Genomic DNA, 13,560 nt, shown 5'->3' with positions numbered 1-13,560 from the left:
CAGCCGAAGAAGGATGGTAAGGCAGGACGTAACCCGGAATAACGGTCAGTGTGAACAAAAGCACCTTGGGATTCGCGAACTGCATCAGCAGACCGGAATGAAAGCCGGTGGAATACCGGGCGTCCGCGCCGGAGCCACGGCCCATATGGTAGACCTGGTACGCCAGGTAGAGCATGTACACGCTGCCGGTTATCTGCATGATGCGGAGAATCTCCGGGAGTATTCCTGCCAGAAGCTGGTTCAGCAGGGCCGAAGCGGCCAGCAGCAGTCCGAAGGCAAGCGTCGCGCCCCAGACATACACCATGGTTTTTCTGGCCCCGTGATGCTGGACGGAAGACAGGATGACAATATTAGTCGGGCCGGGTGTGAAGGTAACCACTATACAATAGATGATAAAGGCGGATATATTCATGATAACCTCCATATTGAAGTAGTTACCTGAATATACACCCGGCGTGACAACGGCTATAGTACATTATTGCAGCTTTGGCTGTATAGCATCAATTCGCTATTTTAGAGCAAACTCAATATCCCCATAACGATAAAAAATGATGCAATCCAAAATAGTACAGCCCCGGTGAAGCGCCTGGAGCTAATATAGGCGTCGCTCGGTTCAGCATCCCCTTTCGTCTTCCAGCCCTCGCTCATCCGCCAGCCGGAGGTGGGGTTGGTGCGTATATATATTCCTGCTGCGATCAGTGCCAGTCCCATCAGTATTGTGAAAATCCCGCCAAACGTTCCCATCATGACCAACTCCTCTGTATAATTGAATCTGAGGTTCAGTACTAATACGTTTATTATAATGTATATGGTTTCATTAGGTGGGGAAGGGGAATCTGACTTTGTTCAAAATCATGCTGATAGAAGATGATATTACGCTGTTCGGAGAGATCCGGGAGCGGCTGGCCCAATGGTCGTATGAGGTGTATGGGGTTACGGATTTCGGCAAGGTGCTGCAGGAATTCACCGAGGTGAAGCCGGATCTGGTGGTGATTGATATCCAGCTGCCGCAGTTCGACGGGTTCCACTGGTGCCGGATTCTGCGCAATCATTCTAACGTACCGATCATCTTCCTCTCATCCCGGGATCATCCGAGTGATATGGTGATGTCCATGCAGCTCGGGGCGGATGATTTCATACAGAAGCCGTTCCATTTCGAGGTGCTGATCGCCAAGATTCAGGCCACGCTCCGCCGGGTCTACAATTATAGTACGGAACGCACGGAGCTGAAGACCTGGCGCGGGGCGGCCATTGAATTCGTGAAGAATACCGTGACGGGCAGCGGGGGATCGGCACTGCTGACGAAGAATGAGATGCTGATTCTCAAAATCCTCCTGGAGCGCAAAAACAGCATTGTGGACCGCGGGGAGATCATTAAGAGTTTGTGGGACAACGAGCATTTTGTCAGCGATAATACGCTGACGGTGAATGTGAACCGGCTGCGCAAGAAGCTGGAGCCGCTCGGTCTGGATGCGTTCATCGAGACCAAGGTTGGTCAGGGGTATATGGCCACGGAAGAGGCGGCAGAATGATCTGGAAATACATTGTGGAAAAGCGGAGCTGGCTGCTGCTGCTGGCATCCCTCCAGCTGATTACTATTGCCGTAGCTTATCTGGACTCGGCCATTTCGCTGCTGCCGATCCTGTATATTGTCCTGCTGAATACGCTGATCTTCCTGGTCTTCTTCTTCCTGCGCTATCTCCGGGAGACCCCGTTCTACCGGAGCCTGGAGGGCTGGGACCAGATCTATGAGCTGCAGACAGTGCTTACGCCCCGCAGTCCGCTGGAACAGCTTGTCCATGAAGCGGTGAGCGCCCAGACTGACCGCTACAAGCGTGAGTCGTCCATGAATGTCCAGCTGCTGGAGTCGGAGAAGGACGAGCAGCTGGCCTGGATTCATGAGGTCAAGACCCCGCTGACCGCCATGCAGCTTATGATTGAGCGTCTCCCGGATGAGACGCTGCAAAGACAGCTGATGTATGAGTGGCTGCGGATTCACCACCTGCTTGACCAGCAGCTTCACCAGAAGCGGATTCCCTTCATCCAGAATGATTTGTTCATCACGAAGGTGAGCCTTGCGCCTATTCTGAACCAGGAGATCCGGGCTCTGAAATCCTGGTGCTTCTCCAAGGGCATCGGGTTCGATGTTGAGCTTGAGGCCGAGGCGGTGCTGACGGACGGCAAATGGCTGGCCTTCATGCTCCGGCAGCTCCTGACCAATGCTGTGAAATATAGCGAAGCCTCGGATATTCTGATCCGCAGCCGGGAGCAGGACGGTCATGTCATCCTTACCATTGAGGACAGCGGCCAAGGCATCGATCCCCGGGACCTGCCCCGGATCTACGACAAAGGGTTCACGTCATCCCGTGTGCGTCAGGAGGGGGCGGCCACCGGCATGGGATTATATCTGACCCGGCAGGTGGCAGAGCCGTTACAGATCAGGATTGATGCGGCTTCGGTCCCGGGGGAGGGGAGCGAGTTTTCGCTGACTTTTCCGAGGGAGAACGACTTTCAGCGGTTATCAGGCATGTGACAATAGTGTCACATGCTTCTTCATATTGTTCGGCGATAAGCAGGAAATCGGGCCTTCACCCGCTTATGATAGAGATACAGAAAAGGAGTGGGGAACAGATGGTTATATTGCAGGCCAACAAAATCTATAAAACCTATGGCAACAAATTCAATAAGCAGGAAGTGCTGAGAGGCATTGATCTTCAGGTGAATAAAGGCGAGTTCGTCGGCATTATGGGCCCGTCCGGGTCCGGTAAAACGACGCTCCTGAACGTATTGTCCTCCATCGACCGGGTCAGCAAGGGCACGATTGAAATTGAGGGCAAGGAGTTCACCGGGATGAAGGAGAAGCAGCTTGCGGAGTTCCGTAAGCATCATCTCGGATTCATTTTTCAGGATTACAACCTGCTCGATACGCTGACCGTCAAGGAGAACATCATGCTGCCGCTGTCCATTACAGGCATCTCCAAGAAAGAGGCGCATCAGCGGTTCGACCAGGTAGCCGGCGAGCTGGGTATTCATGAGCTGAAGGACAAGTACCCGGCGGAAATCTCCGGCGGGCAGAAGCAGCGTACGTCTGCGGCGCGGGCGTTTGTGCATCAGCCGAGCATTATTTTTGCCGATGAGCCTACAGGAGCCCTGGATTCCAAGTCTGCCTCTGATCTGCTGAACAAGCTGGCCGCTATGAACAGCAAGCGGGAAGCGACCATTGTCATGGTGACGCACGATGCTGTGGCCGCCAGCTATTGCAGCCGGGTGGTGTTCATCCGGGACGGGCAAATCTACACCCAGCTGAACAAGGGCGAGGAGACGCGGCAGTCCTTCTTAGGCGATATTATCAGCACTCAGGGCGTGCTTGGCGGTGTCGCGCAATGAGTCTGAACTATATTATCCTGCGGAATCTCAAGAAGAACATCAAGAATTACTATCTCTACGTCTTCGCTCTCATTTTCAGTGTGGCGCTGTATTTCTCCTTCGTCACGCTGCAGTATGACCCGGCAATGGATGAGGTTAGCGGTTCCGTCAAAGGCGGTGCGGCGATCGGGGCATCTTCGGTCCTGCTGGTGGCCATTGTCGCCATCTTCCTGCTGTACGCGAACACGATCTTCATCAAACGCCGCAGCAAGGAGATCGGATTGTTCCAGCTGATCGGGCTGACCAAGAGCAGAATCTTCGCGCTGTTGAGCGCCGAGAATCTGATTCTGTATTTTGGCTCGATGTTCGCTGGAATCGGCGCAGGATTCGTGATGTCACGGCTGATTCTGATGGTGCTGTTCAAAATCCTGGGGGTTGATCAGCTCGCTGCGCTGCGCTTCTCCCCTGAGGCGTTGCTGCAGACGGTGCTGGTGTTCGTAGGAGTATATATCCTCATTATGATCATGAACTACACTTTCATCCGGGCCCAGAGCATTCTCTCGCTGTTCAAGGTTACGGCGACTTCACAGACGCGTATCCAGAGAATGTCGCTGTGGGAGGTGGTGATCGGCCTGCTCGGAATCGGCAGTATCTGCGGAGGCTACTATATTTCCGGGAAGCTGTTCAACGGTACCTTCTATGGAATGAACGCATTGATGTTTGCGATGATCGCCATACTCGCTCTGGTAATTATCGGAACGTATCTTTTTTACAAAGGCTCTGTCAGCTTCCTGTTCAATCTTATCCGCCGCAGCAAAAAAGGGTACCTGTCCATCCAGGAGGTATTGTCGCTATCGTCGATTATGTTCAGGATGAAATCGAATGCGCTGCTGTTGACCGTCATTACCACCGTGTCTGCATTGGCCATCGGCCTGCTCTCACTGAGCTATATTTCCTATTATTCAGTGGAGTCCTCCGCGCGGGAGAGCTCGCCGCATGATTACGGCTTTCTGCAGAAGGCTGATGAGGAGGGATTCCGGAAGGCGCTGGATCAGGCCGGCATCGGGTATACCACTCTGGAGATTCCAACGGTGCAGATGGAGATCGATCTTAAGCAAGTCTTGGATACCAAAAATACACCGGGCGATGAAACCAGCCTCTTAGCAACCGTAATTAGTGACAGCAGTCTGAAGGATGTAGATGTGCAACCCGGCGAAGCCAGCATTATGGGTTATACGACTACGAAGCAAACGATGTTGAAGCTTAAGAACAAAGGGGAGCTGGACTTCCTCACTAAGGATGGTGTTGTTAAGCAGCAGCTTGCAGGCTTGTCGGAGGAGAGCGTGCTGCCGTATTATTTTGGCGGCGGAATCCTGGGGGTGTTCGTGGTGGATGATTCAGTCTACCAGGAGTTGGCTCAGCGTAAAGATCCGAAAGAGCAGGAACGGGTAAGCGGCGATGGGATCTATTACGGGCTTAATCTGACCCAGTCTTCACAGGTGAAGCAGGCGTATGAGATTTATACACAGCAGAAGCCAGAGCTGCAAAGCTTCTCGCAATATCAATATGAGTTCAACCAGCGGACCAATATGGGCCTGATTATGTTCATTGTCGGCTTCCTGGGCTTAACGTTCCTGATTACCTCCGGCTGTATTCTCTACTTCAAGCAGATGGATGAGAGCGAGGAGGAGCGGGGCGGATACACGATCCTGCGCAAGCTGGGCTTCACTCAGGGTGATCTCCTGCGCGGTATCCGTTTCAAACAGCTGTTCAATTTCGGCATCCCGCTGATTGTCGGGCTGTGCCACAGTTACTTTGCAGTGAAATCCGGCTGGTTCTTCTTCGGAACCGAGATGCTGACCCCGATGTTCGCTGTCATGGGATTATATACCGTGTTGTATTCCATTTTCGGTCTCTTGTCTGTTTTGTATTACAAGCGGGTGATCGGGGAATCACTGTAAAGAAATGATGTGAAAAGGATGGCCTTCGGGCTGTCCTTTTCTATTTGCGTATAGAGGTTGTTTTAATCTGAACGTGCCCGGCTCTTGCCTCACGCAAAACAGGCAGCGATAATGGTATAATAAGACTGAAACACTGAAACGGAGGTTTGTATTGGATGGAGCTGCTGGATCCCCGAAATGACTTCTTGAAATATAAGAATTTATTTGTTTCACACGATAATTTTTCCTTCTATTTTTCGCTGAAACGGTACCGCCCTTAAAGGGGCGATAAAGCCGTTTCCGCTTATTTAAACGGATTTTTGGAAGTGAAGAGAACCGTGACGTGCTGCTGGCTTTTCTGAATCGAACGTTTACTGAAGCGGGCAAGCCCTTGTTAAGTGATATCATTCTCCTGAATCCTTATACCGATAAGGACTCTCCCCGCGATAAGCAGTCGATTCTCGACATTCGGGCCAAGACGACCGAGGGCGAAATTATTAATGTGGAGATGCAGTTGTTCAACAAATACGATACGGAGAAACGGACACTTTACTATTGGAGCAAACAGTATTCTACTCAATTGCAGGAGAGCCAGCCCTATAACCAGTTAAAGCGGTGCGTGACAATCAACATTATAAACTTTGCTTTACTTCCGAATACTTTGTATCATAATGTTTTTCACTTACGGGAGGACCGCACGGGAATTCCTCTGCTTGACGATATTGAGATTCACTTCCTGGAATTGCCGAAGCTGGATGAGCAGGCGGTCTCCCTGGAGCAAGGCGGACTGGTGAATTGGCTGTTATTCCTTAAGGGCGTAGACCAAACCAAATGGGAGGTGCTGACTATGAACGAACCTGTGTTGAAAAAAGCCATGAATACGCTGGAGTTTCTGAGTCAGAATGAAGAGGCCCGCAGACAATACGAAGCTCGTCAACGTTATCTGCACGATGAGGCGTCGATGTATGAAGCGGCTAAGGTGGCCGAGGCTAAGGGCTGGGCTGAAGGGGAGGCAAAAGGTAAGGCTGATTCAAAAAAAGAAACGGCTCTTAAGCTGCTTGCTTTAGGTATAGAGCTATCTGTCATCACCGAAGCAACCGGTCTTTCCGTTGAAGAGATTCAGAAGTTAAAGCCGCTGCAGTAAAAGTAGCAGAGAAATCAGATTAAAGACAGAAGAGGTGGGGGCGTGCCAGTTACAGTTGGCGAGATTAAGGCAATTAACCGTTATCCGGTGAAATCCTTTGCGGGGGAGGAACTGGAGTCTTGTAAGGTTGTATCTTACGGAGTGGAGGGGGACCGGTATTGTTCCTTTTATGATATGACCAAAAAAGACTGGTCGCAGTACATCACGGCCCGGAAGGTTCCCCGGATGATGTCCTACAAGGCTGAGTATAATGGTGGAGCGATTCGCGTTACGGCGGAGGATGGCCGGGTGTTCGGCTGGGACCGGGAGCTGTTGGCGGAAATTCAAAGTTTGACGAAGACTGAAATTACAATGTCGGAGCCTAAAGCTCCTCACCCGGAGGCGCAGTACCCTGAGCTGTTATCGGTAGATGGGGCCAGTATTCTGCTGGTGACCGATAAGAGCCTGAAGAAGCTGGAGGTTCTGTGGGGCAAGCCTATAGACCAGCGCCGCTTCCGGGGCAATTTCCTTGTGGAAGTGAGTGAGGACTCGCTGGGGGAAGAAGAGTGGCTGGGCCGCCGTCTGACCATAGGCAGTGCGGAGCTGCAGGTGGACAGCTATTGTGAGCGCTGCGTGATGATTACGACTGACCCGGATACACTGGAGCGCGACAGCTCACTCCTTAAGCAGGTCTACAAGGAGCTGAACCAGCAGTTCGGCGTCTATGCTTCGGTGATCCGCACAGGAGAAGTCCGGCTGGGCGATCAGGTGGTTATGCTGGAGGACTAGTCTGAGAGAAGTCCATTGATCCTGCCCGGGCGGCGGGAATTACATACTGTGTCAAAACGGGGTGATTGGTATACTGGAATTATCCATGGAGCATGCGGATGAGCTGGTGAAGGTAACACACGCATTGTCTACCGAGCTGAGGCTAGGAATGCTGGCACTGCTCAACAAACGGCGAATGAATGTAGCGGAGCTGGCGGAGGCGCTGGAGATCCCGGTGTCGACAGCGGCTTCCAATGTGAAGGTGCTGGAGCAGGCAAGGCTGATCGAGACAGAGCTGCTGCCTGCTTCACGCGGCGCGATGAAGGTCTGCAGCCGGATCTATGATGACATCAAGATCATCATTAATGCTCCGCAGCCGCTGGCTGAGGCGGGTCAGGGCGAGCATTGCTACGAGATTGCCATGCCGATCGGCAATTTCACCGCCTGTGAGGTAGCCCCGACCTGCGGCATGGTCAGTGAGAGCGGCCCGATCATCACGGAGGACTCGCCGGCGGGATTCTTTCACCCGAACCGGGTACAGGCCCAACTGGTGTGGCTGCGCAAGGGCTATCTCGAATACCGCTACCCGCTGGAGATTCCGCCGGGGGCGGAGATCCGCGAGATCCAGTTCTCGATGGAGATCTGTTCGGAAGCGCCGAATTACGCCAATGACTGGCCGTCGGATATTACGCTCTGGATTAATCAGGTGGAGGTCGGCACCTGGACCTCACCGGGCGATTTCGGCGGCCGGCGCGGGAAGCTGAATCCTGCCTGGTGGATCGATTCGGGCACCCAGTTCGGTGCGCTCAAGACCTGGAGCATAGACCATACCCGCAGCACCATCGACCATCAGGAGCTATCCGCTGTGACGCTGGAGCAGTTGAGCCTCACCCGGCAGAACCATGTGGATCTGCGGCTCGGTGTGAAGGAGGATGCCAGGTACAAGGGCGGAATGAACCTGTTCGGCAAGAAGTTCGGCGATTATGAGCAGGATCTGGTGATGAAGATTTTTTATAGTGTGAAGGCATAGAAGGAACAATAGCTGGTCTTATATGAAGAACCTGCTGCTTATGGCGGCGGTTCTTTTTTGTTGGCATTGACATTTCGGCAGATTCTGTAATAATTGATACATAATTATTGTATTAAAACAAAATTATTGTTTATAAGGAGTGTGCACTGTTCAATGACAACCCGGCACTATATTAAGGATTATCCGCGGCCGCAGTTCGTCCGTGACGCCTGGCAGAGCCTGAACGGACAATGGGACTTCCGTTATGACGATGACAATACAGGGGAGAAGGACAGATGGTATGAGGCGCTGCATGGCGATCTGAAGATTGAGGTTCCGTTCACCTATGAGACAGAGGCCAGCGGGATCGGTGATCCCGTATTCCATCCCTATGTCTGGTATGAGCGGGACTTGCAGCTTCCTGACAGCTTGGGCACCAAGCGGGTGCTGCTGAATTTCCAGGCGGTGGACTACATCGCGAAGGTATGGGTCAACGGCAGCTATGCCGGGGGGCATCAAGGCGGGTATGCGGCTTTTACACTGGATATTACCGGTTATCTGAACACGGGCACTGGTGCGGTGAACCGTCTGACGGTCAAGGCAGAGGACAGCCAGAGCTGCACCCAGCCCCGGGGCAAACAGCGCTGGGTGGACGAGAACTTCGAATGCTTCTACGTGCAGACGACGGGAATCTGGCAGAGTGTGTGGCTGGAGTGTGTATCTCCTTCGTATCTCAAATCTGTCAAAATCACCCCGGATCTCGATAACCGCTCGGTCCACTTTGAATACAACACGCACGGGGCGAATCCTGATCTCCGGCTGGAGACAAGAATCAGCACCGGGGAGAAGACCTTCAAGCAGGTCTCGCTGCAGGCGGACCGCACTTCGCTCCAGCTTGACGTTGAACTGACGCATGAAGCGAATGGCCCATGGAAGCTCCAGTCCTGGTCCCCTGCATCGCCGGTGCTGTATGAGGTGGAATTCATTCTGTACGATAAGGAACAGGTGATCGACCGGGTATTCTCCTATTTCGGACTCCGCAAAATTTCCATCGAACAGGGCAAGGTTCTGCTCAACAACACGCCGGTATACCAGAGGCTGATTCTCGATCAGGGCTACTGGCCGGACAGTCATCTGACCCCGCCTTCAGAGGAGGCGCTGATTGCCGATATCGACGCAATTCTGGCGATGGGCTACAACGGCGTCCGCAAGCATATGAAGATTGAGGATGCGCGCTTCCTGTACTGGTGTGATGTGAAGGGCCTGCTGGTCTGGTCGGAGATGGCGGCGACCTTCGAGTTTAATGATGAGGCGGTGGAGCAGTTCACGAACGAATGGACAGAGATTGTCCGCCAGCAATATAATCATCCCTCGGTGATTACTTGGGTGCCTTTTAACGAATCCTGGGGTGTTCCGCAGGTCTACACGAACAAGCGCCAGCAGCAGTTCACGGTGGGGATCTATCATCTGACGAAGGCGCTGGACCCGGACCGGCCGGTAATTGTGAATGACGGCTGGGAGCATACGGTCAGCGATATTATCACCCTGCATGACTATGAGGAGAGCGGCGCGGCTCTATTGGAGCGTTATGCCGATTCCGGCAGCGTGCTTGGCGGCAGTTCTTCATTCAATAATTGGAAATACGCCATTGCCAAGGGCTACGAGTATCGGGGGCAGCCGGTCATGGTCAGTGAATTCGGAGGAATTGCCTTCGACACCGGCACAGGCTGGGGATATGGGGAGCAGGTACGCAGCACCAAGGCCTTCCTGGAGCGCTTCCGCAGCATTACGCAGGCGATCAAGGATACCCCTTATATCTGCGGTTATTGCTACACCCAGGTGACGGATGTGCAGCAGGAGGTGAACGGACTGCTTACGGAGGACCGGACACCGAAGCTTCCGCTGGACGAGATTCGTAAGATCAACCTGCAGCCGGGGAGATCATCGTAACATTGTAGCCCAAATAGCGGTGAATTATCGGTTCTATGACCAAGGGAAGCCGTTTAGAATCTTTGGTGAAAGCACTTACATTATAAGTGCGGTCAACATACTACATCACTTAAGATTAAGAGGAGGGCTACTGTGTTCAAAAAATGGTTCGTCTCGCTGTCCGCTTCCCTGAGTCTGCTGCTGATCTTTGCCGCCATCCCGGTGAATGCCGCGAATGGCCCGGTGGTCTGGGGGACCACCTCCACCATCACCAACATTAACACGTTCACCGATGCGGGTCCTGATGCCCGCGGCTTAAGGCCAGGAACTTTCGGCTCCGAATATGCCCGGATGATCAAGCTGGCGAACGGGGACTGGCTGGCAGTGGCCGCTATCTACGACAACAACGGCTACACCAAGGTGTCCTGGGGAGGCACCCGGCTGCAGGTGTTCCGCAGCACCGATAATTGCCGCACCTGGTCGCTGATGTCCACCCTGTGGGAGGACGGGCGCGACCTGGATAACGGGCAGCTTCTGCAGCTCCCGAATGGCGACCTGCTGCTGGCGATGCGCTCTGTCCGCTGGCAGGAATCGTACAAGCTCAGAGTGTATAAGAGCGTGAACGGCGGCGCGAACTGGAGCTATCTCAGCACCATCGACGAGAATAACGGCGCTCCCGGTGCGCTGGGGAACCCTGACAAAGGCGTGTACGAGCCGCATATGCAGCTCCTGAATGACGGCTCAGTCGGCGTGATGTATGCGAGCGAGAAGCATGTGACCGAGAATCCGTCCTACAGCCAGATCATCTCCCAGAAGATCTCCACCAATGGCGGCGCGAGCTGGGGGAATGAAATCTATGTTGCCTGGGACCCCTCTAATTCGGGAGCACGTCCGGGAATGCCGGTCTGGACCAAGATGGCGAACGGGCAGTATATTGTAGCCTTTGAGGTGTGCGGGACGCAGAGCTGCAGAATTTTCACCAAAAAAAGCACAGACGGCAAAACCTGGTCCAGCGGCATTGGCACTCAGGTCTCAACCAACCAGCAGGGTGGTCCTTATATTCTGTCCCTGGCCGACGGCCGTCTGCTGCTCAGCTCCAATTCCAATGTGCTATCCCTCAGCAACGATTACGGGAACACCTGGGTAGATAATGACATACCGGCCTTCGGAAATTCATGGTGGAGCGCGATGTACCAGACGGGAGCGAATGAGGTCGCCTTCGTGAATTCAGTGGACCGCAGTGTCGGCGGACATAATGTCCAGGTGCGGTTCGGCACGCTCAGCGGCGCATACACCAATGATTTCTCGGCGAATGACAACGGGTGGGCCCGGTATGGCGGAACATGGGCGGTTAGCGGGGGGACCTATAATCTGAACTCGGTGAATGCCGACAAATCGCTGCTCACCCCGTATCCTTCCTTAATGAGCTATACGCTGGAGGGCGATATCCGGCTGAATAATGCGGGCCAGGGCAGTCTGCTCTTCAATGTAACCAGTCCGGGAACCGGAGCCGATCTGCAAAAGGGCTATGCGGCGGGCATCGATTCTGCCGGTGAGGTGTGGCTTGGGCGGTTCAATAATAACTGGACCTCGCTGCAGACTGTTAATACCCCGATTGCCGTGAACACCTGGTATCATATGAAGGTCGTGGTCAATAACGGCAACATTAAGGTCTATGTCGGCGATATGACGGTGCCCAAGATTGACAAGAATGATGCCGTCTTTACTTCAGGCACGGTTGGGGTGCGCGGCGGCTTCGGCAACAGCGTCAGCTTTGACAATTTTAAAGTAAATTAATAGCTAGTTCATGGGGACCTCAGCAGGGGTCCCTTTTTGTATGTGCAGCCCCAGATTCACCACCTGTCGATTCTCCACCCTCCGTAAGATCGTCTACCTCTCCGGGCTTCCGGCCCGGTTAAAATCTGTCGTTTGTTCACCAAGGAGCGGCGGTTTGTCGGTTCAAGCAGAGCACTGTTCGCGGTAGAGTTAGAGACAAGAAAGCCCTTACATCAAGCGATGGCGGCTTTCGCGGCACAAACTTTACGGAGAAGAGGGTTGTACAGATGAATATGAAACAAGGCTTAACAAGTGTGGTAACGGGCGGGCTGGCGCTGGCGCTGGTCCTGCAGGGATGCTCTTCCGGAAATACAGAGAACGGAGGGGCTAAGGCATCGAACGGGCCCGCAGCAACAGAGAGCGCAAGCGGCAGTCCGGTGGAGATCTCCTTCTGGAATATGTTCGGCGGCGGGGAAGGGGAGTTCGTAGACCAGATTATCAAGGGCTTCAACGACTCGCAGCAAGAGGTGAAGGTGAAGCAGCTCCGGCTGGAATCCAATGAGTACTATGCGAAGCTTGGCACGGCGCTGTCTTCCTCCAAAGGCCCGGATGTTGCAGTGGCCCACGTGGAGCGGATCTCGCCGTTCGTGAAGGCCCAGCAGATTGTGCCGGTGGATGAGTTGGCCTCCAAGGCCGGGTTCGATCTGAAGCAGATCTCCGAGTCCAATATCAAGAGCGTCTCCTATGACGGCAAGCCTTACGCGGTGCCGCTGGATACCCATTTCCACATGTTCTACTACAACAAGGACATTCTGGAGAAGGCCAATCTGCTGAAGGAGGACGGCACGCCCAAGCTGGACGATATGACCCCGGCAGGCTTCGAGAAGACACTCTCCGAGATTCAGGCCAAGGTGCCGGATGTCCAGGCGATGGCGGTGAACACCCCGTATTTCCAGGAGCCGTTCCTCAATCTGTACTATGAAGCAGGCGGCGAGCTGCTCAATCCGGAGATGACCAAGGCGAGCATCAACAATCCGCAGGCGCTGGATGTACTGAACTTCTATATGGATGTCTTCAATAAAAAATATGCCGATCTCAACGACAAAACGCCGTGGGATACCTTCCACAACGGTAAAGCCGCCTTCTGGTTCGGCGGGGTCTGGGAAGCGGGGCTGCTGCTGGGAGATGAATCGCTGCACATCGGCGCTATGCCGCTGCCTTCGATCTTCGGCAGCCAGACGCATTGGGGCAGCTCCCATACGCTGGTCATCCCGTCTTACGTAACGCCGGAGAAGCAGGAAGCCGCAGCCAAGTTCATGAAGTATTTCTCCGAGGTGGGCGGGGAGATCTGGGGACAGGCGGGCCATGTGCCGGCGAACAGCAAGATCACAGAGAGCGACGCCTACAAGAGCCTGCCTTACCGCAGCGAATTCATCGAAGCACAGAAGACGGTGAAGTTCGCGCCGCCGACTGATAAATATACGACGATTATCACTACAATTTCGGAGGGGCTGCAGAACATTATCTTTGGCAGCGAGACACCGGAGGACGGCTTAGCCAAGCTGGAGAAACAGATTAACGAGGTGCTGGAGAACTAGCACCCCTGTCCCGGAGCGGATGGGCTCCTGCCTGAAGGCGGGGCTCCCGCT

Annotated in this window: 11 protein-coding genes and 1 pseudogene; 10 read left to right on the top strand and 2 right to left on the bottom strand. The window is 53.8% G+C overall.

Annotated elements, in window-relative coordinates; genetic code table 11:
- Positions 1 to 28 precede the first annotated feature (28 nt).
- Positions 29 to 412, bottom strand: a pseudogene (locus MHI24_RS04220) (LysE family transporter); the annotation flags it as partial.
- Between the two features lie 101 nt (positions 413 to 513).
- Complete coding sequence (locus MHI24_RS04215; RefSeq protein WP_340024320.1) at positions 514 to 747, bottom strand: DUF6199 family natural product biosynthesis protein; 234 nt, start codon at positions 745 to 747, stop codon at positions 514 to 516.
- A gap of 95 nt (positions 748 to 842) precedes the next feature.
- On the opposite strand from MHI24_RS04215, the gene MHI24_RS04210 reads away from it, so the two are divergent.
- From MHI24_RS04210 to MHI24_RS04165, 10 genes are all read left to right on the top strand, one after another.
- Entirely contained in the window at positions 843 to 1,532 is a 690-nt protein-coding gene (locus MHI24_RS04210; RefSeq protein ID WP_340024319.1) for a response regulator, read from the top strand.
- Positions 1,529 to 2,533: a sensor histidine kinase gene (locus tag MHI24_RS04205; RefSeq protein ID WP_340024318.1), complete on the top strand. Its 1,005-nt coding sequence runs from the start codon at positions 1,529 to 1,531 to the stop codon at positions 2,531 to 2,533. The genes MHI24_RS04210 and MHI24_RS04205 overlap by 4 nt, the downstream gene beginning before the upstream one ends.
- 98 nt (positions 2,534 to 2,631) lie before the next feature.
- Positions 2,632 to 3,387, top strand: coding sequence for an ABC transporter ATP-binding protein (locus tag MHI24_RS04200; protein WP_340024317.1), 756 nt, complete (start codon positions 2,632 to 2,634; stop codon positions 3,385 to 3,387).
- Positions 3,384 to 5,327: an ABC transporter permease gene (locus MHI24_RS04195; protein ID WP_340024316.1), complete on the top strand. Its 1,944-nt coding sequence runs from the start codon at positions 3,384 to 3,386 to the stop codon at positions 5,325 to 5,327. The genes MHI24_RS04200 and MHI24_RS04195 overlap by 4 nt, the downstream gene beginning before the upstream one ends.
- Positions 5,328 to 5,622: 295 nt before the next feature.
- Positions 5,623 to 6,450, top strand: a complete 828-nt coding sequence (locus tag MHI24_RS04190) for an Rpn family recombination-promoting nuclease/putative transposase (protein WP_340026594.1) — start codon at positions 5,623 to 5,625, stop codon at positions 6,448 to 6,450.
- A 42-nt stretch (positions 6,451 to 6,492) separates the two neighbouring features.
- On the top strand, positions 6,493 to 7,218 hold the full coding sequence (locus MHI24_RS04185) for an MOSC N-terminal beta barrel domain-containing protein (protein ID WP_340024315.1): 726 nt from the start codon (positions 6,493 to 6,495) through the stop codon (positions 7,216 to 7,218).
- A gap of 85 nt (positions 7,219 to 7,303) precedes the next feature.
- Complete coding sequence (locus tag MHI24_RS04180; RefSeq protein ID WP_340024314.1) at positions 7,304 to 8,227, top strand: helix-turn-helix domain-containing protein; 924 nt, start codon at positions 7,304 to 7,306, stop codon at positions 8,225 to 8,227.
- A 153-nt stretch (positions 8,228 to 8,380) separates the two neighbouring features.
- The gene (locus tag MHI24_RS04175; protein WP_340024313.1) at positions 8,381 to 10,156 is read left to right on the top strand and encodes a sugar-binding domain-containing protein; all 1,776 of its coding nucleotides are present in this window, start codon (positions 8,381 to 8,383) and stop codon (positions 10,154 to 10,156) included.
- Positions 10,157 to 10,288: 132 nt separating this feature from the next.
- A complete protein-coding gene (locus MHI24_RS04170) occupies positions 10,289 to 11,932 on the top strand; it encodes a family 16 glycoside hydrolase (RefSeq protein ID WP_340024312.1) in 1,644 nt (547 codons plus the stop codon).
- A 266-nt stretch (positions 11,933 to 12,198) separates the two neighbouring features.
- Positions 12,199 to 13,509 (top strand): ABC transporter substrate-binding protein, encoded by a 1,311-nt coding sequence (locus MHI24_RS04165; RefSeq protein ID WP_340024311.1) that lies wholly within the window; start codon positions 12,199 to 12,201, stop codon positions 13,507 to 13,509.
- The last annotated feature ends 51 nt before the right edge of the window (positions 13,510 to 13,560 follow it).

This window comes from Paenibacillus sp. FSL K6-1096 (genome assembly GCF_037977055.1).
In the GTDB taxonomy this organism is placed as follows: Bacteria; Bacillota; Bacilli; order Paenibacillales; family Paenibacillaceae; genus Paenibacillus_AQ.
Note: the sequence above shows the minus strand (reverse complement) of the source record. Positions and strands in the feature narration are given on the sequence as shown.